Raw genomic sequence first — 21,116 nt, 5'->3', positions numbered from 1 at the left:
GGGTTCCAAACCCAGATCTCGGGCCACCTGCGAAACGGTGTTCCCCGGCAGCCCAACCAGGCGAACCGCTTCGCGCTTGAATTCATCAGTGAATGTTCTTCTGCTGCGTGTCATCGTCCTTCTCTCCAGGCATCATCATGCCATCTGATGTGTCCGGCGAGATAGGGCAAGGCCAGTCCTCGGTTTTATTCTGATTCGTCCGCGCACGGTCCGTGAAGCCGTCTGGCGATTTCTGGGTGCAGCGATCTCGTCAGTCATCTTCGGGCCGCTGGTCGTTGCCGCTATCCACAGCTTCTGGCCGAGCCTGCTGGCGTCCGCTCACACACTCGCACAAGGCGATGGCATCGGCTTCACCGCACTGTACTTCACCGCACCCATTCAGATCGCGTCCGGTCTGCCGATCTGGTGGCTACTCGGCCTGGGTGCTCGATGGATGGAATCCAACCAGGGTCTGACACTGGACGGCCTTTTCAGCACCGTGATTAACGTTATCGCCCGATCACGCAACGCCGTGCGCGGTGACCCCGGCCAGGTGCGCATGCCACCACAGTCAGAAAACAAGGAGCGCAACGATGAGACTCAGTAAGCATTTCACGCTCACGGAACTGACGCGAAGCGCCACCGCACAGCGACTGGGCCTGGACAATTCGCCCACGGTGCATGAGCTCGCCAACCTGATGCGCTTGGCCGCAGTGCTGGAGGATGTGCGCCACGTTCTGGGCAGCCGACCGATTCTGATCAGCAGCGGGTTTCGGTCCGAGGCTGTCAACAAGGCAGTGGGTGGATCGACATCGTCGGCCCATCGGCTGGGCCTTGCTGCAGACTTCACCTGCCCCGATTTCGGATCTCCCTTAATGGTCTGCAAGGCGATTGCCAGCAGCGGAATCCAGTTCGACCAGTTGATCCACGAGAAGGGTTCGTGGGTACATCTGGGGCTCTCGCACAGTGTGCCCCGCACGCAGCTGCTCACCTACGACGGCACGCGTTACCTGCCTGGTCTGCAGCCAGTGACGAGATGAGAGCACAGTGATGAACTGGAAATCCCTCATCATCGCTGCCGCCACCTGCACTGCCCTTGCCTCGGCCGCCGCCTGGCAAATCCAGTCCTGGCGCTACAAGGCCGTGATGGCTGATCAGAGCCATCGCCATGCTCTGGAAGTCGCCACACTGCAAGAGACCCTGAATCGAATCAACGAGGAGGCGGCCCGACAGCTTGTCGCCCAACAAAAGCTACAGCAGGAACAGGCGGCAGTCCTCGCCAGCCTCGAAGCCACCCATTATCAGGAGCTACGCCGTGCTCAGAACGAAAACGCTCGCCTTCGTGCTGATGTTGCCGCTGGCCGTATCCGGGTGCCAGTCAGTGCCGTCTGTTCCGCCAGCGACAAAATTGGTGCCGGTGACGTGCCCGGCCAAGCCGACACCGCCAGCCTGGATGATGGAGCCTTCCGAGCAGAACTTCACCCAGAGGTTGCTGGACGCATTGTCGGGGTCGGAGGTGAGGCCGATCAGTGTGCATGGAAACTAACGGCGTTGCAGGGGTGGGTCAAACAAACCACAGCCGAAACAAATCTGGCAAGTCCGTAGCGCATTTCACTCTCTGCCGTCGCCGGAACCATTGCCGACAACTACCAGACCTGCCACGAGAACGCCGAGCAATTGAGGGCGCTGCAGGCGTGGGTCAGGGGTGTGCAAACGACTACGGAGTAACCTGACTGTGGTCGACGCGCAGCAACCATTCAACCTGACGTCGAGCAGAGGCAATCACTTGACTGAAGATTCGAGCGTCGACATTCGGCTCGCGATTTTCTTTTCGTGGAAAGTCAGACGACAGACGCCCCCCGATCAAAAGCACGCGTATCGGCGAGGTGATGTGCTTGGCGAAGTCGTGCCGGTACTCGATGGCTTGTTTGTAGTCATCGTAATTCAAACTGTGGTCGGGGCGCTTGAACTCGATCAGCAGATACTCACCATTGAGATCCTGGTTCAGCAGCAAATCCGGACGTTTGTCGGCATTTTTCCCCTTGTACGTCGTGTTGAGTACATCTTCAATCTGCCTCTTCAACGTGATGTTGGAGCTGAAGAGTGAATACTCTGGCCCGAACACCCACAGACTCAATTCCAGTGATTTGTGCATCGCCGCTTCGGTCGTAGCGGAATCGCGCGCCAATTCCTCCAGTTGGTCGAGAAATGTCTGTCGCGCAGCTGCTTGCGCGACAAGAAACGCCATCTCAGCCAACCCGAAGTCGCTTAAGCGATCCGCAATGGTCGCCACTTCACCCTGCGATGCATCGGCTATGTGTTCCAGCAGGATGCGGTAGTCGGATCGCTCCAATGCATCCAGCAACACGCCGACGATGGGTTCAATCTTGCTCGGCGGTTCGTCGTAATAACGTTCCAGAATTTTTTTGATCGACTTGTCGGCGAAAGTCCGCTTGTGTTCTGGCAGTCTTGCCAAGCGTTGCTGAATGGTCTTCTGCATCCGCGCTTGCGCGAGCTGGAGTTCCATCCCGTACTTTTCTTTCGCCGCCGAAATGAGGATCGGCTGAACGAAAGCTTCCACGGCCTTCAGCTTTTCGCTGTTCTCTACCAGTGAATCCCATCCGGCGGTGACGTGGTCGAGCAGCCCGTCCGCATCCACTTCGCCGTACATCTTCTTCAACAGCTTCGGCGGAAAATACTCGTGCCCCTCCAGACCGAAGAAGCTGGGCGAGCCGACCGCCTTTCCACCAACGCGAAGCGTGACCCCTGGCTGGCGCAAGCCTGCCTTGCCGTCGAAGATCGACAGACGCAGTTTGACGTCGCCGACGTCCGGTAGCGTCGTCTGGTGTTCCGAGTAGCTCCCTTGCACGTCATCAACATCGAGCCGTTTCTCATCCACGATGACTGCGAAGTCATCATGCCTCCCATAGTCCTGCAAGAGCAGTTGACGCAGGCGGTTAGCGTCGGGGTAAATCAATCCCTGATGTAATTCGCTCAACGTGATGACCGTGCCGTGGTCGTTTGGATCACAGTCTTCGCTGTGAAGAGCTATGTCGAGATGTTCTATATCCTCCACGTTGCTTATGGCGTCCAGCCGCAGGGCGATACGGCATAGTTTCCCCCGCGTGCGCGTCTCCAAGGTCATCACCGAAGCAGCCATGAATCCGGCGAACTTGCCGATGCCCTTGCGTCCTTTTACCTGGCGATTCTTCCCAGCGGTGCGGTCGCCTCGCGCCGAACGCCGATCTTTGGCTATGGTGAGGTAGTGCCGCCGCAGTTCTTCTTCTGTCATCCCGGTTCCATCGTCGCGGATGACAATGGGTTCGCCGCTCAAGGGTTTCGGTAGTTGGATGCTCACCTGATCCGCATCGGCATCCCAAGCGTTGTCCACGAGTTCCTTCAGCGCACGCTCGGTTGATGTGTACTCCTGGCTCAGCAGCGTGGCGAGACGGGAATCGACTTGGAATCGAAGCTTGGCAGCGCTCATGGGGGCTCCTATAGCAGCATCCTGAAACGGCGGTTGTCCGCATCCGACGACTTGAGAATGCGGTATTCCATCCCGCTGGCCACCGCAATTTGCTGGGCGAAGTCCTTCTTGGCCTGCACCACGGCATCCTCGATCTGGTTGTCGGCCTTCACCTCGACGATCACGTACTTCAGGCTGCCATCCGGCTCTTCACGCTGGAAGATGAAGTCGGGGTAGTAGCTGCGCACGGTGCGCGAATCGGGGTCGATGTACTGGATGAAGAAGTCGGACTGGCCGTGGGTCAGCATCCCGGTGAAGTAGATCTTCTTCACCCGCTGCTCGCGCAGCAGATCCCAGAACAACCAGTTCTCCGAGCCCGAGTCGAAGCAGTAGGTGTCGAGGTGGAAGCTCTTGGCGCGCTCTTCGTCCTTGATCTGCGGGTCGTGCATCCGAACGATCTTGTCCTTCGCCGCCGACACCTCGTAGTAGCCGTTCGGGGGCATCTTGATCAGCTCGACCTCGTGCTCCTCGGTCTGCTGCAACTCGTCAAGGTCGTAGAGCTGGCGGAACAGGCGCGGGATGATCTCGTCGTAGAGCAGCTCGTTGAACTCGTTGGTGATGGCCACGAGCTCGTCGGCACCTTCCTTGGTCGCGTCGAGTAGATCCTCGATCTCCAAAGGGCTGCGATTGAGATAGCGTGACACCTCGGCCACCAGCGATAGCCGCGAGAACACCCGCTTTTCCCGGCGCGCCGTCAGATCGAAGGTGCGACTTGCAGAAGCGTGCGCCGCGTCGGTGGCGGTCAGGCCGTCCTGCTGCGTTTCGATCAGGCGGTACTTCTCGACCAGCTCGCCCCACTTCTGCTTGTCGGCTCGCTCCGGCATCAAAGCGTGCCCAGTCACCAGTTGCTTCTCGCGCATCTGGTACTGCTTACGCACACGAACCAGCTTGATCTTGACCGGCGGCTCCACCACACGCACTTCTACGCGCACCTTGTCCTTGCCAGTCTTTTGCAGCTCGTCGGCGCTGATGCGGAAGTTCTGCTGCAGCTCGTCGTTCAGGGTGTTGAGGTTGGCGTCTGAGAGGAAGACGTGGCCGGTGTGCTGGGCCTGGCCGATGGCGCGTAGGCAGCGCATCGTGGCCTGCAAGACAAACACCTTGGACTTGGGCTCGCGGAACAGTCCTACACCGAACAGGGAGCGGCAGTTCCAGCCTTCTCGGCCCTTGTTGACCAACAGGATGAACTGCTTTTCCGATCCTTCGGTGTCCAGGCGGTTGAACTCGCGGATGTCGTCGTTGGTGGTGAGCTTGTCGTCGCCCACGTTGACCAGGATGCGCGAGGTGGGGATGCCGTGCTTGAGGAGCGCACGCTCCACCGCTGGGCGCAGTTCGCCGGTCAGCTCGTCGATGGTGGCGGCGAAGAGCGCCAGCTTCGGTGTCAGCCCTTCCGGCCGCAGTCCTTCGGTTTCCTTGAGGAAGGTCTCGATGGCGATGTCGACAAACTCGTCGGTGCGGGTGTTGGCGTAGCCGTGCAGGGTCACCTTCTTGAGGAAACCCTTGTCGATGGCCTCCTTGAGGCCGTAGGCGTAGACCACCTCCGGCAACACCTCGCGCCCCACGTAGGGCGTGCCGGTGTAGTTGTAGCAGGCCACCACCCGGGTGCCCGCCGCGTTCAGGCTGGCGGCGAGGATGTCGATGGTGGTGCGCAGGCTGGTGTCGGTTTCCTTGGTGCCCAGGCCCATGTCCTTGGCCAGCGCCTTGCCGAAGGCGTGGTGCGCCTCGTCCACGTAGATACCCAGCTGCTCCAAGCGACGCAGTTTCTCGAAGCGCTGGTTGGTGGTCAGCTCGCCTTCCTCTTCCGGCTGGTCGAAGTTGTAGAGGTCGGCGGCTTCGGCATAGACACCGGTGGCGGCTAGGGTTTCGCCGGTCGCGCCGAACAGCTTGTCGACGGAGGTCTTTTCCTTGTGCTGGCGCTTGAGGATGATCTTCTGCGTGTTCGAGACGATGATGTTGAAGCGCGAGCGATCCAGCGTGTCGAGTGAGGTGCCCGCCTCCTCGAGGTAGTGGAAGCGCAGGTGGGTGGTGAGGAAGTTGACGTACTCCGGCGGCACCACGCGGGTCAGGTCGAACGACTCGATCTCCTTCAGCGACTGCAGCACGGTCTTGTCCGGGGCGAACACCAGCGCGTTGTGGCAGTAGCGTGAATCCTTCTCGAACTTGTTGCCCAGCAGGAACTCGTAGAAGATGCAGGTGGCCATGAGGATGGTTTTGCCCGTCCCCATCGTCAGCGCGAAGATGTAGTTCGGGTAGGCGCGCGAGTTCTTGCGCATCTTCTCGAACAGCCGCTTGTACGAATCCAGTTCCAGCTCGTCCGTTTCGCCGAACTGGAACATCTCCTGACCGGCGGTGCCGAGGAAGGAGCCGAACTTGCGGCCCTCGAACTTGCCGCTGCGCTCGTACCACGCCTTGAAGATCTCCTCGACCTTGGCGTTGTCGAGGAACTCCTTGAGAAAGACGTAGGTTTCCAGCGCCTCGAACTGCGGCTGGCGCAGGAAGGCCTTGGGATTCTTCTCCGGGTTGTTGAAGTCGAGGAATTTGCGCGTCAGCTCCTTGTAGTGCGAGCGGATCGCTCCCCGGTTGTCCTGGTGGAACTGCCACAGGAAGCGGAAGAAGGCGAAGTCCAGCGAAGCGCCGGACGAGCTGGCCTTGGCAGCGGCGGTTGCGCGCTTGGTGGTGGGCTTAGTCGCCATGGGCCACGCTCCCTTCCCAAGACTCCGACAGCAGGTCGGTGATCTTCACGCGGATGGTGCCTGCATCCTCCGGCACCTTGTAGACGCCCTTGACCAGCTCGTTTTTGCCGGGGATATCCACTACCGCCGGTTGCAGCACCGCGCCGTCGTAGTTCCAGTCGATCAGTACCGACTCGACCAGCTCTTTCCAGTCCTCGACCGACTCCTTCTGCAGGGAGAGCTTTTGCAGCAGGTTCATGGGGTAGAAGCGCTCGATGAGCAGCTCGCCGTTCTTCACCACGACCTTGGCCTCGGAGTCGCGCTTGAACTCCAGATTGGCCTTGTCGCGCAGGATGTCCACCACCTCCACGTCGATCTTGAAAGGCTTGGCGGCCAGTTCCAGTTGCGCCGCCAGGTCTGGCTCGTGGCCCATGCAGACGAGGGTGATCTTCTCGACGGGCCGGTTCGGGCTCTCGTTCTGCTTGCGCTCCCAGGCCTTGTAGTCAAAGCCCGCAATCAACTCGTTCAGATCCGCCCGCGTAGCAATGCGGTTGACAGGCATGATTTTGACCATGCGCCCGTCCTTCTCGCCATCGAATACGGTGCTGAACTCCAGCTTCTGCACCTCCAGCGCCTCCAGCAGCAGCTCCTTGGCTTGCACCGGGTTGCGGAAGATGTCGTAGTGGTTGACGTTGTAGACCTCGAAGCCGGTGTAGTACTTGGTGTCCGGGTCAAGCGACTTCTGGCGCAGCTCCTCGGCCACCTTGATCAGCCGTTTGGTGGATGTCTGAATGGCTCCGAGGTTGATATCCGCGCCGATGAAGCGACGGCCGAGTTTCATGGCAACGGCTTGGGTAGTACCTGAGCCCATGAAGCAATCGAATACCAAATCGCCTGGGTTGCTTGATACCTTAATTACACGCTCAAGCAGCTCTTCTGGTTTCTGAGTCGGGTAGTCCAGTCGCTCACCTGACGTATTGCCAATGCGTGCAATATCAGCCCAGTTGCAGGACAAAGGAGTCCCGTTTGTTTCATCTAGGAACACTTTATAGCCATCCAGCCTTGGCGTCCCATCCTGCTTGGTTAGGATGCGCCCCTCGTCCCAGAGCCTCTCTAATTCCTCCTTGGGCAACCCCCACGACCTGTTGGGAGGCGGCGTAGTCCCGCGCCAGGTAAATTGTTTAGCTGGGTTTGCGCCGGAGAATGTAAGGTCTCGGCCGGTAAAGAGACGGCCATTTTCATCTTCCTTATAACGCCTTAACTGAGCGTCCCCGTAAGGAAGGTATTGTTCGTTGAAAGTAAATTCCTTGTTTTTTGTGAAAAACAGGATGTGATCGTTAGATCGTCCATAACCCTTGCTTTTCATATTGTGGGCATTTGTGCGCAACCAAATAACTTCGTTAATGAAGTTTTCTGGCCCAAAAACCTCGTCCATTATCAGCTTGAGATGATGTGATTTACGGTAATCGCAGTGCAGGTAGATACTTCCAGTTGGAGATAGCAATTCCCGCAACAGCAGGATTCGCTCAAACATAAACTGAAGATACTCATCGTTGTTCCAAATATCGGTGTACTGCTTTTCCTCGAATGAGGCACGGTCAGTAGCAGCAGTGTTTCCCTTCAGAGTTACCGATTTTTTATAGTCCGCCTTGGAATCAAACGGCGGGTCGATGTAGATAAGGTCAAACCTGCCTCGAAACTCCTTCAGCAGGTGGCTCATCACCTGCAGGTTGTCGCCCCAGAAAATCTTGTTGCGCCAGCCATCCACCTCCTCACCGTGGACTTCCTTCAACTGCGCCGGGTAATACTGAGTCGAGGTGAACGGGCGCTTGCCACGCCAGTTGAGCATCGGGTAACCCTTGATCGGCTCGAACTCGTACTTCTCGACGTTCGTGGTGCCGCCATCGGGCGTGGCCAGTTGCAGGCTTTCCTGCGCAGGTGTTTTCTTGCTCATTTGTCTTTGTTCCTGAATTTCCAATTCTTGTTGTCGCAGTAGGCGCGCATGTCGCAGCTCTGGCACAGCTTGGCCGGGCGTGCGGTGATGGCGTAGTCCTGCCGCTCGATGCGCGCGACGATGTCGTCGAAGCGCGCGATGGTTTTGCCGATGGCGCGGTCGTCCTTGGTGAACGACACGTAAGGGTTGCCGCCGTCTTCGCCGGTGTAGTACAGATGCATCCGACTGACCTTCTGGCCGGTGCGTTCCTCGACCAGATGGGCGTACACCTCTAGCTGGTGCTGGTACTGGCGCAGGCGATCCCGATCCTTCTCCATGTCGGGCTTCTTCTCCGACTTGAAGTCGATGATCTCGACCGTGTCGTGCTCGCCCCGGATCAGGTCGACGCTGCCCTTCAAGATGTACTGCTGCTTGATGAGGGCGATCTCGACCTCGGCCGCCTTGATGCGATCCCAATGGCCGTTCTCGCGCTCGTAGTAGCGAAGTACGTGCAGCAGCGCCGCCTGTTGCGAGGAGGGCGCAAGGTAGACGCGCTCCTTCTTCGACAGCATCGCGTAGTTGGCCGCGAACCAGCCCTTGATGCCGTCCAGGGTGATAGTGCCTTCCTCGCCGCGCAGCACGGTCTTGTGAATGTCCTCGATGGTCTGGTGCACCAAAGTACCGAAGAGCATCGGGCTCTCACGGATGGGCGCGAACTCCAGCTCTTTGAAGAAGCGGTACTGCTCGGCGCAGTTCTCGAACACGGTGATGTGCGAGGTGAACGAGTACTCGCGCTTGAGGTTGATCTGCTTGACGGCCTCGAAGGTCAGCGCCGACAGATCGATGTCACGCCAGCTGGGCAGCTCGTAGAACAAGCGCTCGAAATACTTCGATGGCGACTTTCCCAGGCCACGGCCATTGCGCTCCTGCGCGGCCAGCACCAGCAGGTTCTGGGCACGGGAGAAGGCGGTATAGAACAGCCGCCGGAAATCGAAGTGCTTGATGTGCTCCAGCGGCTCGAAGCGGGGTTTCGACAAGTACCCGCCATCTTCCAGCAGCTCGTCGAGCGCGGTGTGCTGCTTGCGCGGCACCGCCTCCAGCGAGCCGCACACCACCACCGGGAACTCCAGCCCTTTGGACTGGTGGATGGTCAGGAACGAGACGCAGCCCTTGGGCGCGTACTCGGCCTCATCCTCGTACTCACCGATGCCGCCCTCCTGCAGGAAGCGCAGGAACTGGTTGAACAGGTCACGGAGGTTCTTTTCCAGGAAGTCCGGGTTCAGCACGCTGACGAAATGCAGGTACTCGAACTTGGTGAGCAGCTTGGAGAAGGTGGCCAAGTTGCGCGCCGCGCGGCCCTTGTCCACGCCCTGCGTCGCCTCTTCGGTAAGAAAGCGCGAGAACAGCGGGAACTGCAGCAGTTGGTAGAACAGGCCGGAGAAGGCGTAGTCGGTGTTCTGCGTGAGCACGGCGTGGCGCTTGGCCAGCGGGCGCGCCCAATCCAGCAGCGGCCTGTTTTCCGGCTTGCGCAGCTCGTCCGTGAAGGGCTTGAAGCAAAGGTGGTCGTAGTAGTCCCAGATGTCCAGATGCACGCCGTCGGCCCACGCCCGCACCTTGGGGAACTGCGGGAACAGGAAAATCAGCGCGCCGATCATCAGGCGGATTTCCTCGCGCTCGAAAAACATGTTCGAGCGGGGGGAGAACACGGGCACACCCTGCGATTCGAGGAAGCGCGCGAGCGCCACCACCTTGTCATTCTTGACGGAGCGGAAGAGGAAGGATACCTGGTTCCAGTCCGCGAGCTGACCGGATGCCTTCAACCCATTGAGGAAGGCCAGCACCTCGGCGTGCCAGTTGGTGGTCTCGCCTTTGTCGTCGCTGGCAGCCAGTCGCACCGCCGTGGGCACGTCGGGAAAGTCGTCCTCACGCGGCACGATCTGCTTGGCGAAACGGAACACGCGAGTGCCGTCGTCCCAGACTTGTTCCTTCATCCACTCGTTGTAGAAGCGGATGATGTCTGGGTGCGAACGGTAGTTGACCGTCAACTTGACCTGTTTGCACTGCCCCTCATCGAACAGCGACGGGAACTCCAGGATGTTGCGGATGGTTGCGCCGCGAAAGCGGTACAGGCCCTGGTCGTCGTCGCCAACCACGCACAGATTCTTGTTCTCGCCCGCCAGCAGCAGCAGGATGCGCTCCTGAATGGTGTTGGTGTCCTGGTACTCGTCCACCATCAGGTAGGTGAGCTTTTCACGCAGTTGCCCCAGAACTTCGGGGCGCTTTTCCAGCAGTTGCAGCGCCTCGTACTGGATGCCGGAGAAGTCCAGTGAGTTGTGCTCGTGCAGAAGCTCCTGGTACTTGGCAAAGCAGGTGGCCAGGGCGCGGATTCCCGGCTCTGGGGCCGCCGCCAGCGTGGTGGCGTCGAGCGCCTCTTCGCCGACCTTGCTGACCCACTTGAGCAGGTTTTCCGACTGCGCCCAGCGGCCCGTCTGGTCGTCGCCCATTACGAGCTGGGCGTCGGGCAGCTCGCGAAAATCCTTGATGTGCTGGTAGAGGAAGTACTGCTGGTCGAACTGGTCGAACAGCGTAAAGCTGCGCTTGAGCCGAGTAAATTCGCGGAACTCCTCCAGCAGCCGCAGGCAGATGGAGTGGAACGTGCCGAGGTACATCTCGTTCAGGTTGAACTGAATGCCCAGCTCGGCCAGACGATTAGAAATGCGAGTCGTCAACTCGCGCGCGGCCTTGTCGGTGAAGGTGACAACCAGCAGCGACTCGGGGGTGACGCCTTTCTGCGTGATGAGATAGACAATGCGCTCGACCAGCGTGAAGGTCTTGCCGGAGCCTGGGCCCGCGATGATAAGCACCGGGCCGTCGGTGGCGAGGATGGCTTCGAGCTGCTGGGGGTTGGCCTTGGATTGAAGGGCGACGGCGCTGCTTGTCATTCCGCCCCCTCGTCATCGTCCACCATCGCCTTGCCGATACTGCTCGCGATCCACTTGTCCAAGTCGCCGCGCCGGAAGCGCCACGTTCCGCCCAGCTTGAACGCCGGGAGCTTGCCGCTCGCCGCGAGGCGATAGACCGTGCGCTTGCCTGCCTTCAGGTAAGCGGCAACCTCATCAATCGTGAGGATCTCGTCCGGCTGGTCGCTCATCTGGTCACCTTTGGGCCTCTGCTACTGGGTTGGTCTAATGCTGTATCTTGTCATAAGATGGCATGAATGGACAAACTTGGGCAAACATGGCATCCAAGAAGATGTCGTGAGGCCGCATTCAGGGGGAGCTGTGGCATCTAACTACGAAGCGATTTGCGAAGAAAACCGAGAAAGCTACGGCACCAAGGGTGCCCAGAAGTCCGGGAAGTTGGCCGCTGGGCTGTATGACGACCGCACGCACTTCATCTTCGAACTGCTGCAAAACGCCGAGGACGCGCTCGGTCGACGTGGCGAGTGGCGCGGATCACGCAAGGTTGCGTTCACCCTGAACCCGGATCGCCTGACGCTCTCGCATTTCGGCAAGCCGTTCGACGAAGCGGACGTCCGAAGCGTCTGCGACATCGCCGAGAGCACCAAGAACGAGTCGTCCATTGGGCGATTCGGCCTCGGCTTCAAGTCTGTCTACACCGTCACCGATCTTCCGGAGATTCACTCGGGCGACGAGGACTTCGCCATCGAGAACTACGTCTTCCCGAAGCGGTTGCCGCCTTCGGCGCGAGCGCCTGACGAGACCCAGATCATTCTTCCCCTGAAACCGGAAGACGCGAGCGCGGGGTCGGACATCACGGCGGGGTTTCGCCACTTGGGGCCGGGCGCGCTGCTCTTCCTGCGCCACATAGACGAAATCAACTGGAGCGTCGAGGGTGGCGCGTCCGGGTTCTATCTGCGCAACACCCCAGAAACGCTCGGGCCCAATGTCCATCGCATCACGGTGATCGGCCAAGAGAGTGGGCAACCCGAGGTCGATCAGAACTGGCTGGTGTTCCACCGCGACGTGTTCTCCGCCGAGGGAAGAAAGGTCGGACGGGTGGAAATTGCCTTCTCCCTGGTCGCAGTCAAGGACGCCCCAGGTCGCTGGGCTGTGCAGCCGCTGGCCAAGTCGCCGCTGGTGGTCTTCTTCCCCACGGTGGTTGAGAGCCACCTCGGCTTTCTCGTTCAAGGGCCGTATCGCACCACGCCAAGCCGCGACAACGTTCCGCCAGGCGACCCTTGGAACCAGCATCTGGTCAATGAGACATCCAGCCTGCTGGTGGAAGCGATGCGCTGGATGCGGGACAGCGCAATGCTGGATGTCGCTGCGCTGCGCTGCCTGCCGCTTGACCGGGAAAAATTCCCGAAGAATTCGCGGTTCGCGCCTATGTTCGAGGTCGTGAGGCAGGCCTTTCAGGAGGAGGAGCTACTTCCAGCGTTCGACGGCAAGTACGTCGCCGCCTACCAGGCCAAGCTGGCGCGCACGCAAGAGCTGCGCGAGCTGTTCAGCCCGGAGCAGCTTGCAGCGCTGTTCGGATCGGAAGTTGCCGCATGGCTGTCTGACGACATCACCGAGGTTAAGACGCCTGAGATCCGAAAGTATCTGATGCGCGAGCTCGATATCGACGAGATCAGGCCAGAGAGGATCATCCCCCTCCTTAATAGGGCGTTCCTGGAAGCGCAACCTGACGAGTGGATATCACGTCTGTACGAGTTCCTGGGTAGCCAAGGAAGGGCCGTGCGTGTTCAGCTCGACACCATCCCGCTCGTCCGCTTGGAGAACGGCTCGCACGTTGTCGCTCGCGAAAACGGGACGATCAGGGCCTTTCTGCCCAGCGCCATCGTCACCAGCTTCCCCACCGTGCGCCGTGCAGTATGTTCGACGGACGAGGCGCACCGGTTCCTGATCTCACTGGGTATCACCGAACCCGATCCGGTGGATGACGTCATCTGGAACCTGCTGCCGAAGTACCAGCAGCCAGAGGTCGACGTGGACGACGATGTCTATGCGGCTGACATCGAACGCATCCGCACCGCCTTCAGTACCGATTCCACCGCGCAGAGGGAAAAGCTCCGGTCAGCCTTGCGCGATGCCACCTTTGTGATGGTGGTTGACACCGGCGACGGCAATACGTATGTCGCCAAGCCTGGCGAGACCTACATCGCCACCGACCGCCTACAGCAGCTCTTCGCAGGCGTGCCCGGCATCTTGATCGTCGACAATGAGTACGACTGCCTGCGCGGTGAAGAGATTCGTGATCTGCTGGTGTCGTGTGGTGCCAGCCGATTCCTTATTCCCGAAGCAGCGCCCTCGGGACTTGGGCATTCCGAGAAAGCTCAGATTCGCAGAGAAGCAGGACTTGAACGTGCGAGTTGGGAGAATCCGCCAGAGGACTTCACCCTTCGCGGACTGACAGCGCTGCTGGAGTTCTTGCCAAAACTACCGCCCAAAGATGCCGCCGCCCGGGCCAAGGTGTTGTGGGAGGCCTTGGCCGATCTGGAGACGCGCAACACTGCTGCTTTCTACGGCTCCTACAAGTGGGGCTACTTCCACGAGACAAAAACCGCTCGATTCGATGCCGCCTTCGTCCGGACGCTCAATCAGGTCGCCTGGGTGCCGAATGCCGACGGCGAGCTTGTACCGCCTGGGCTAGTCGTGTTCGACACCCTCGGCTGGAAGCCAAACCCGTTCCTGCAGACCAAGATCACCTTCAAACCACCGATCATCGACCAGCTTGCCAAGGAGGCAGGCATCGACCCGGCTATTCTCGATCTGCTACGAAGAGACCCAACCATCGTCGCCGAGCTGACGTCCCGACTGAGCACAAGCCCAGCGCCGCAGACTGGGCCATCGGCAGCGCCCGAACAGGAGACCGGCAAGCCGTCCGATGGCGACGTGTACGACGGCGCGAAAGATCTGTACGGCGATGACATGCCGGATATCCCGCCCGGCACTCCTGATCCAGACGGCGGCGATGGTGTGGACACGGGCGCAGGAGGTGGTGGCCAAGGGCGCACTGGTACGGGGCCCTCGCGCGGTGGTAGCCAGGGCAATGGGGGTGGCCACGGCACGCCCGGAGACAAGGGCAGTGGCAAAGGCGGCGGGCAAGGAAAGAGGACTCCCGGTCACACCGGGGGGCGACCGTTCATTTCCTACGTCGGTACTCACCCCGATGATGACGGCCCCGACCCCGATGGCCTCGATCAGGCGGCACGAATGCAGATCGAGGAGCGAGCCATCGACTTGATCATTCGCCTTGAGCCAGGACTAAGCCGCACTCCGGAAGGCAACCCAGGCTTTGACCTCGTCGAGGCCGACAGTAGTGGCAGGCAGATTCGATGGGTCGAAGTAAAGTCGATGACGGGCACCTTGCAAGATCGTCCCGTAGGACTGTCACACACGCAGTTCGACTGCGCCCGCGAGAAGGGCGAAGCGTACTGGCTGTACGTGGTCGAGCGAGCAACCGATCCGGTACAAGCCCGCGTGCTCAGAATTCAGAACCCCGTCGGCCACGCCCGGACGTTCACGTTCGACCACGGCTGGAGCGAGATAGCACGAACTGATCCGCCCCGTTGAGGTACCAATCGGCCAAATCGTCGAATCCACGCCCTCAAGGCCAAGGCGTTACGATCTGGCTCGGGTATGGAACGTGGGTTCGGTTCCGTGTTCCACCACCAGAATTCCCGCAGTTTGATGTCATAGATAGCCAGCTCCCTGGGGTGCTGGCTATTTTTTTTATCACGGCCTGCGATCCGCGTGCTCAGGCGAGTGATGCCGAGCGGTGATGCCGTCGGCGCGCGCAGCGGAAGCTGCCCTCAGTCGTGCGAGATCCGCGTGCCCAGGACCTTCAGGCATTCGCGCATGAACGCGGCCAGACCTGTCCAGCCCTTGGCCGACACCATGTTGCCATCTACGTATGCTTCATCAGGTTTGACGTCGATGAAGGTGCCGCCCACGGCGGTGACCTCGGGTTCGCACGCGCCCAGGCCGGCCACCTTGCGGCCTTTCAGGACACCCGGCACCGCCATCAGGATCTGCACCCCATGGCAGATCGTGAAAATCGGTTTGCCGCTTTCATGGAAGTGGCGCACCATTGCCTGCACGCGTGGATCGGTGCGGATGTATTCCGGGCCGCGGCCGCCCGCCGCGTAGATCGCGTCGTACTCCTCGACATTGACCTCCGAAAATGTTTTGTTGATGTCGGCGTAGTGACCCAGTTTTTCCGTATAGGTCTGGTCACCCTCGAAGTCGTGCAACGAGGTCTTGATGCGATCGCCGGCTTTTTTGTCCGGGCAGACGACATGCACGACGTGCCCGACCGCCTGCATGCCCTGCTGGAACACGTAGATCTCATATTCTTCGGTGAATTCACCGGTGAGCATAAGAATCTTCTTGCCCATAGCTTGTCTCCTGATGGGTGATGGTTCGAAAGCTGCGTCCCGCCGCAGCAGAACGCAGGTTGCAGATCAGAACGGCGATTTCGGGAAATAAAACTGGTCGGCGTTCTGGCTCGTGATCAGCGGCGCATCCAGCAGGAACGAACCACGCATGGGCGCCTGCCCCGCAAATTGGCTTGCCGTCATGTACATCGCCGACTTGATCATTGAGGGCGGATACGGCGTGGAAATGGGGGTGCGCTTGTCCCCGGCCTTGACCATTTCGATGACCTGCTTCATGCCGTTACCGCCCAGCGCGTACTTGATGTCGGTGCGGCGCGCCTGATCGACCGCCTCGATGACGCCCAGCAGCATGTCGTCGTCGTTGGCCCAGACGGCATCGATCTTGGGATACTTAGACAGATAGTCCTGCATCAGCCGAAACGCCTCGTCCTGGTTCCAGTTGGCATACTGGATGTCGAGGATCTTGATATCGGTCTTGGCGATGACGTCCGAAAAACCCTTGATGCGCTCGTCGTCGATCACGGTGGGGATGCCACGCAGCACGACGATCTGTCCCTTGCCGCCCAACTGCTCGGCAAGCCAGCGAGCGGTATTCGCCCCGACGGCGATGTTGTCGCCAGCCACATAGAGATCCTGTACCGACGGATCGGTAAGCCCGCGGTCCACTACCGAAATGAAGGTGCCCTTGGCCTTCAACTGCGACACCGGCCCCGTCAACTCTTCGGACGTGAACGGAAGAATCACGAGCGCGTCGAGCTTACGGGTGGCCGACAGGTCTTCGAGTGCGGACACTTGTGCCGTCGCAGATTGTGCCGTGGACACGACCACGTCGATGTGGGGGAACGCTTTCTCGATTTCCTTGGCGGCCTGTTCGGCGTGGTACACCACGCCACCGGTCCAGCCGTGGGTGGCTGCGGGTATGGAAACGGCGATCGTGACGTCTTTGGCGTGCGCCGGCGCGCTACCCATCGCCAGGCCCGCCGCAAGTGTCGCGGCCGACAGTGCCTTGATTGCTTTCATGTCTTCCTCCGTTATGGACTACGCCTTATGAGCGGCTGTTGGTAAATCGATGGGCCAGCATGGCAATGATGATGATCGCCCCCTGCACCGCGGCAATAAGATATTCGGACACCAGGTCGGACAGGACCATGACATTGGCAATGACTTCAAGGATGACGGCGCCGGCTACCGTACCCCAGATGCGGCCTTTTCCACCCCTGAGCAGTGTTCCGCCGATGACGACGGCCGTGATGACCTGCAGTTCCCAGAGCTGGCCTGTAGTGGGCGTCGCGGCTCCCAACCTGGGCACATAACAGATCGCGGCCACCGCAACGCACAGGCCCTGCAGCGCAAACGCCATTGTGCGCACGCGGTTGACGTTGACCCCGGAGAAACGCGCCACTTCGGCGTTGGAGCCTACCGATGTCAAGTGGCGCCCGTACTTGGTCCGGTAGAGCAGGAACGCGCCCGCAATTACCACAACCAGTGTGATCAGCACCGGGTATGGCACTCCCAGAAAATTGCCGAAGTAAACGGGCCGGTAGGCCTCGCGCAGGCTGCGGTCGATAGGCAGCGAGCCGCCATTGGTCATGAAGGTGATCAGCGCGCGGAAAATTCCCATCGTTCCAAGCGTCACGATAAATGGCTCGATGCGCCCCACCGTCACGATCAGCCCGTTGAACAGGCCGCAGAGCAATCCCACGACGATGGCCATGCACGCCCCCAGCGGAATGGCCCAATTGCCGAATGCCGGTTCCAGGGCGTTCATGGTCATGATCATGATGCCGGTCACGAACGCCATCATCGAACCGACCGACAGGTCGAGCCCGCCCGAAGAAATCACGAAGGTTGCGCCCACGGCAATGATCGCGATGAAAGCGCTGCGGGTGACGACGTTGGCCAGGTTCGCGGGCGAAATGAAATTTGGGTTGATCAGTGCACCCAGTATCAGGATGACGGCCAGCGCGATGAATGGCGCCAGGTCAGCCCAGCGGATGCGGCTGCCGCCTTCGTTGGCGGCGATCGTGGCGGTCGCAGTGGCCATGTGATGTCTCCCCTTGTGTTCCCATGCCACCGGTCGTGGCGGCATACACAATGTTCTCTTCGTTGATGTCATCGCCCGCGAACTCGGCGACGATGCGCCCCGCGCGCATCACCAGGACCCGGTCCGACAGGCCAACCAGTTCTTGCATTTCCGACGAGATGACAATGCAGGCCTTGCCCGCGCTGACCAACGCATCGATGATTTCGTATATCTGGCTCTTGTTGCCGATGTCCACGCCACGAGTGGGCTCATCGATGATGACCACAGACGGATTTGCCAGCATCACCTTTGCCAGCAGCAGCTTCTGCTGGTTGCCGCCCGAGAGCTTTCCCGCCTCGAGCGTCAGGGCGCGGACCCGGATATCGAAATCGGAGACCGCCTTGCGCAGGGTGGAGGTCTCGGCCTGCCGGTCGATGATGAAAGACGGATTGACGCGATCCAGCGCGTGCAAGGTCAGGTTGGGGCCCAGCCTTTCGTTCAGCAGCAGGCCTTTGCCCTTGCGGTCTTCGGTCAGGTAGACGAGCCCGGCGTCCATCATCGTGGAAACCGACCGCAGCGGGACTTCGCGACCATTGAGTTCCACCCTTTGTGCGCGCGAAGGCCGCAAGCCCATCAAGCCTTCCATCAGCTCGGTGCGTCCGGCCCCTACCATGCCGGCCAGGCCGAGCACCTCGCCAGGCCGAACGCAAAAGGACGCGGCGCGCAGTCCTCCATCGACCTCCAAGCCGGTGACCGAGAGAATGGGCGGCGCGCCGGGCACCTGTCGGCGAGGCGGATAAAGCATATCCAGCGAACGCCCCACCATAAGTTCCGCCATCTGGCGCTGGCCCATTCCTGCTGCGGGCCAGGTGCCCACCAGGCGGCCGTCACGCAGGACAGTAACGGTGTCCGCCACCGCCTGCACCTCGTCCAGGCGATGCGAGATATACAGCACCGCGACGCCCTGGTGGCGCAGGCCGCGGACGATGTCCAAGAGAGCGGAAACTTCGTCGTGCGCCAGGACCGCCGTAGGCTCATCGAAAATGACAAGCTTGCGTTCGTCCAGCAGGGCGCGGGCGATCTGTACCAGCTGCCGCTGTGCCAGCGGCAGCTGTCCCACCCTGTCGCGCGGCCGCGCAGCGGATCCCACCCTGGCAAGCAGTTGCGCGGCGCGCTGGTTCATATGGCGGTCGTCGACAGACAGTCCACGCACGACCTCGCGCCCGAGGAACAGGTTCTGCGCCACCGTCAGGTCTGGCGCCAGGAGGATCTCCTGGTGGATCAGCACGATCCCCGCCTGCTCGGCCGCGACGGCGTCGGGAAACGCCACGGCCTTGCCATCCATGAATAGCTGGCCCGTGGTTGGCGCGGCGTGGCCCGACAGCAGCTTCATCAGCGTGGACTTGCCGGCGCCGTTCTCGCCGATTACGGCGTGCACTTCGCCGGCCTTTAGTTCGAGCGAGATGTCCGCAAGCACCGTGATGGCACCGTAAACCTTGCCCAGGCTGTCGGCCCGCAAGGCGGGGTCGCCCGGTACGGTGCCGGCCGCGACGAAAGGCGGGGGCGCGTGCGCGTTCATTCGAAAGCCGAAAGAAGCCTGTCGCGCGAACGGAGTATGTGCTCGTACATCGCCGAATGCGCCGCGTCGGGGTCGTTGGCCCGGAAGGCGGAAAGCAGCGTCTCGTGCTCCTGCAGGGCTTCCTGCGTCACGCGTGTATGGAACATCAGACGGAAAATGTGCAGGTGCACATGCAGGTTGAACAAGGTCGCACGGATCACCTCGTTGCCGGCGATCTGCATGATTTCGTCGTGAAAGTTCGCGTCGGCCCGGGCAAACCTCGAATACCGCGTGTTGCGGTCGACCGGCGGCTCGCCATGGCCCATATCGGCGGCCGACCGTTCCAGCGACTCCAATGCCTGGGGCGTCATGTTCTGGGCGGCGAGCCTGGCAGCGTGGGGTTCGAGCAACAGGCGGAAGGCGTAGAGATCCTCGAACTGCTTGCGCGTCCATTGCGGGGCGGCGCTATAGCCAATGAGGTGTTCCTTGCGCACCAGGCCTTCGCGTTCGAGCCGGTTCAGCGCTTCGCGCACCGGGGTCTGTGACACCCCCATTTCGCGCGCCAGGACATCGATGGGAATGCGTGCGCCGGGAGCGATCTCCAGCGCCATAAGCTTGTGGTAGATGTGCTCGTACACATTGTCAACCATGCTGGCAGGCCGCAAGCCGGCCGGCTTGTTCAGTCGTTCTGCTGCATATCCCACGTTTGTCTCCTGATACCGCGCTATGCGAACGCATTTTTGCAGATAGGATATTTGATGTCAAATAAAATATCCTATACGATCCTATATACGATTATTCAGCGCCAGAAGTATCGCGGCGCGACGTATTGCCACCCGAGGAGCTATCCATGAATCTGCACGGCACCGTCCGGGCGCCCCGCGAGCTGATATTCGGCTACGGCCAGCGGCACGCGCTTGGGCGCATCGCCCGCAAATTGGGGCGTAAGGCATTACTTATCACCGACGCGCGGCTCGCCGCCGATAACGATCTGCACGGTATGGTCGCGCAGCTCGAACAGGAAGGTCTGGCGGTACGAGTCGATAGCAGCACCCTGCCCGATGTCCCCGTGGAGTCGGCCCAGGCCAGCGCCGCTGCGGCACGCGATTTTGCGCCCGAGGTGGTGATCGGCGTGGGAGGCGGATCGTGCCTGGACATGGCGAAATGCGTGGCCACTCTGCTCACCCATGGCGGTGCGCCGCAGGATTACTACGGCGAACATCTGGTGCCGGGCCCTATACGGCCCGTCATCGCCCTTCCCACCACCGCGGGCACCGGCTCCGAAGTGACGCCGGTCGCGGTGCTGTCCGATACCGAACGCAGCCTCAAGGTGGGTATTTCCAGCCCCTATCTGGTGCCCACCGTCGCGCTTTGCGATCCTGAGCTCACGCTAAGCTGCCCGCCCGGGTTGACAGCGATCTCCGGCGCGGACGCCATGACGCACGCCATCGAGGCATTTACGGCGATCACGCGCGAGGCCACGCCCGGCATGGCGCAAGAGCGGGTATTCGTGGGCAAGAACGCCTTGTCCGACCACTTTGCATTGCGCGCGATGGCGCTGCTTTGGGAAGGGTTGGAAGCGGCGTACCGCGACGGATCGGACCGCCAGGCGCGCGCCAAGGTCATGATGGGCGCAACCCTGGCAGGGCTGGCGTTCGGCGCCGCCGGCACTGCAGCCGCGCATGCCATACAGTACCCCGTCGGCGCGCTGACTCACACAGCCCACGGCGCAGGGGTGGCCTGCCTGATGCCATACGTCATGGCATGGAATACGCCCGCCATCCAAACTGAGTTGCGCCAGATCGCCCAGACCCTGGGTTTGCCGGATGAGCACGCTGTCATTCCGGCCATTGCCGGGCTCTTTGAACGCATCGGCATTCCGCCCACGCTGCGCGACCTTGGGCTGGCGGAACACGACATCGACTGGGTAGCGCAACAGAGTTGCAGCATTGCGCGACTGGTCCAGAACAACCCCCGTGCCCTGCCGCCGGAAGACATGCGCAGCCTGATCAACGTCGCCTATGCCGGCACGCGATGACCTTTTGATCATGCACTTACCGTCTGG

General features: G+C 60.8%; 15 protein-coding genes. 4 read left to right on the top strand and 11 right to left on the bottom strand.

Translation table 11 applies throughout. From position 1 onward, the window contains the following. The coding region (locus tag CAL18_RS20015) for a transposase (RefSeq protein ID WP_141217744.1) at window positions 1-114 on the bottom strand (114 nt) is incomplete at its 3' end. 458 nt (window positions 115-572) lie between these two features. On the opposite strand from CAL18_RS20015, the gene CAL18_RS05235 reads away from it, so the two are divergent. Both CAL18_RS05235 and CAL18_RS05230 read left to right on the top strand, forming a co-directional pair. After that, complete coding sequence (locus CAL18_RS05235) at window positions 573-1,019, top strand: D-Ala-D-Ala carboxypeptidase family metallohydrolase (protein WP_094817454.1); 447 nt, start codon at window positions 573-575, stop codon at window positions 1,017-1,019. Between the two features lie 10 nt (window positions 1,020-1,029). Next, window positions 1,030-1,584, top strand: coding sequence for a lysis system i-spanin subunit Rz (locus CAL18_RS05230; protein ID WP_094817453.1), 555 nt, complete (start codon window positions 1,030-1,032; stop codon window positions 1,582-1,584). 112 nt (window positions 1,585-1,696) lie between these two features. Here the strand turns inward: CAL18_RS05230 and CAL18_RS05225 are convergent, their stop codons facing one another. From CAL18_RS05225 to mads1, 5 genes are read right to left on the bottom strand one after another with little or no spacing between them, the layout of a single operon-like run. Continuing rightward, window positions 1,697-3,466 carry an ATP-binding protein gene (locus CAL18_RS05225; RefSeq protein WP_094817452.1) on the bottom strand — a complete coding sequence of 590 codons (1,770 nt, stop codon included), beginning with the start codon at window positions 3,464-3,466 and terminating at the stop codon, window positions 1,697-1,699. A gap of 8 nt (window positions 3,467-3,474) precedes the next feature. Further along, complete coding sequence (locus CAL18_RS05220; RefSeq protein WP_094817451.1) at window positions 3,475-6,195, bottom strand: TnsA endonuclease N-terminal domain-containing protein; 2,721 nt, start codon at window positions 6,193-6,195, stop codon at window positions 3,475-3,477. Continuing rightward, window positions 6,185-8,128 (bottom strand): site-specific DNA-methyltransferase, encoded by a 1,944-nt coding sequence (locus CAL18_RS05215; protein WP_094817450.1) that lies wholly within the window; start codon window positions 8,126-8,128, stop codon window positions 6,185-6,187. Before CAL18_RS05215 ends, CAL18_RS05220 begins: the two co-directional genes overlap by 11 nt. Next, window positions 8,125-11,049 (bottom strand): ATP-dependent helicase, encoded by a 2,925-nt coding sequence (locus tag CAL18_RS05210; RefSeq protein WP_094817449.1) that lies wholly within the window; start codon window positions 11,047-11,049, stop codon window positions 8,125-8,127. The genes CAL18_RS05215 and CAL18_RS05210 overlap by 4 nt, the downstream gene beginning before the upstream one ends. Further along, window positions 11,046-11,258: a methylation-associated defense system helix-turn-helix domain-containing protein MAD1 gene (gene mads1 / locus CAL18_RS05205; protein ID WP_094817448.1), complete on the bottom strand. Its 213-nt coding sequence runs from the start codon at window positions 11,256-11,258 to the stop codon at window positions 11,046-11,048. The genes CAL18_RS05210 and mads1 overlap by 4 nt, the downstream gene beginning before the upstream one ends. A gap of 130 nt (window positions 11,259-11,388) precedes the next feature. On the opposite strand from mads1, the gene CAL18_RS19930 reads away from it, so the two are divergent. Then, window positions 11,389-14,646 carry a sacsin N-terminal ATP-binding-like domain-containing protein gene (locus CAL18_RS19930; protein WP_283163496.1) on the top strand — a complete coding sequence of 1,086 codons (3,258 nt, stop codon included), beginning with the start codon at window positions 11,389-11,391 and terminating at the stop codon, window positions 14,644-14,646. Between the two features lie 239 nt (window positions 14,647-14,885). Here CAL18_RS19930 and CAL18_RS05195 read toward each other — a convergent pair whose 3' ends face one another. From CAL18_RS05195 to CAL18_RS05175, 5 genes are all read right to left on the bottom strand, one after another. Continuing rightward, window positions 14,886-15,470 (bottom strand): DJ-1/PfpI family protein, encoded by a 585-nt coding sequence (locus tag CAL18_RS05195; protein ID WP_094817447.1) that lies wholly within the window; start codon window positions 15,468-15,470, stop codon window positions 14,886-14,888. 66 nt (window positions 15,471-15,536) lie between these two features. After that, window positions 15,537-16,490: a substrate-binding domain-containing protein gene (locus tag CAL18_RS05190; protein ID WP_026640508.1), complete on the bottom strand. Its 954-nt coding sequence runs from the start codon at window positions 16,488-16,490 to the stop codon at window positions 15,537-15,539. Between the two features lie 25 nt (window positions 16,491-16,515). After that, on the bottom strand, window positions 16,516-17,514 hold the full coding sequence (locus CAL18_RS05185) for an ABC transporter permease (RefSeq protein WP_094817446.1): 999 nt from the start codon (window positions 17,512-17,514) through the stop codon (window positions 16,516-16,518). Continuing rightward, window positions 17,453-19,072, bottom strand: coding sequence for a sugar ABC transporter ATP-binding protein (locus tag CAL18_RS05180; RefSeq protein ID WP_094817445.1), 1,620 nt, complete (start codon window positions 19,070-19,072; stop codon window positions 17,453-17,455). Before CAL18_RS05180 ends, CAL18_RS05185 begins: the two co-directional genes overlap by 62 nt. After that, window positions 19,069-19,755 (bottom strand): GntR family transcriptional regulator, encoded by a 687-nt coding sequence (locus tag CAL18_RS05175; RefSeq protein ID WP_249278375.1) that lies wholly within the window; start codon window positions 19,753-19,755, stop codon window positions 19,069-19,071. Before CAL18_RS05175 ends, CAL18_RS05180 begins: the two co-directional genes overlap by 4 nt. A gap of 146 nt (window positions 19,756-19,901) precedes the next feature. On the opposite strand from CAL18_RS05175, the gene CAL18_RS05170 reads away from it, so the two are divergent. Next, the gene (locus CAL18_RS05170) at window positions 19,902-21,089 is read left to right on the top strand and encodes an iron-containing alcohol dehydrogenase (RefSeq protein WP_094817444.1); all 1,188 of its coding nucleotides are present in this window, start codon (window positions 19,902-19,904) and stop codon (window positions 21,087-21,089) included. The last annotated feature ends 27 nt before the right edge of the window (window positions 21,090-21,116 follow it).

Origin of the sequence: Bordetella genomosp. 7, assembly GCF_002261415.1 — a bacterium.
Classification (GTDB): domain Bacteria; phylum Pseudomonadota; class Gammaproteobacteria; order Burkholderiales; family Burkholderiaceae_B; genus Bordetella_A.
Note: the sequence above shows the minus strand (reverse complement) of the source record. Positions and strands in the feature narration are given on the sequence as shown.

Coding starts and splice junctions, on each gene's coding strand:
- CAL18_RS05235 (WP_094817454.1), top strand. CDS start 573: ATGAGACTCAGTAAGCATTTCACGCTCACGGAACTGACGCGAAGCGCC.
- CAL18_RS05230 (WP_094817453.1), top strand. CDS start 1,030: ATGAACTGGAAATCCCTCATCATCGCTGCCGCCACCTGCACTGCCCTT.
- CAL18_RS05225 (WP_094817452.1), bottom strand. CDS start 3,466: ATGAGCGCTGCCAAGCTTCGATTCCAAGTCGATTCCCGTCTCGCCACG.
- CAL18_RS05220 (WP_094817451.1), bottom strand. CDS start 6,195: ATGGCGACTAAGCCCACCACCAAGCGCGCAACCGCCGCTGCCAAGGCC.
- CAL18_RS05215 (WP_094817450.1), bottom strand. CDS start 8,128: ATGAGCAAGAAAACACCTGCGCAGGAAAGCCTGCAACTGGCCACGCCC.
- CAL18_RS05210 (WP_094817449.1), bottom strand. CDS start 11,049: ATGACAAGCAGCGCCGTCGCCCTTCAATCCAAGGCCAACCCCCAGCAG.
- mads1 (WP_094817448.1), bottom strand. CDS start 11,258: ATGAGCGACCAGCCGGACGAGATCCTCACGATTGATGAGGTTGCCGCT.
- CAL18_RS05195 (WP_094817447.1), bottom strand. CDS start 15,470: ATGGGCAAGAAGATTCTTATGCTCACCGGTGAATTCACCGAAGAATAT.
- CAL18_RS05190 (WP_026640508.1), bottom strand. CDS start 16,490: ATGAAAGCAATCAAGGCACTGTCGGCCGCGACACTTGCGGCGGGCCTG.
- CAL18_RS05185 (WP_094817446.1), bottom strand. CDS start 17,514: ATGGCCACTGCGACCGCCACGATCGCCGCCAACGAAGGCGGCAGCCGC.
- CAL18_RS05180 (WP_094817445.1), bottom strand. CDS start 19,072: ATGAACGCGCACGCGCCCCCGCCTTTCGTCGCGGCCGGCACCGTACCG.
- CAL18_RS05170 (WP_094817444.1), top strand. CDS start 19,902: ATGAATCTGCACGGCACCGTCCGGGCGCCCCGCGAGCTGATATTCGGC.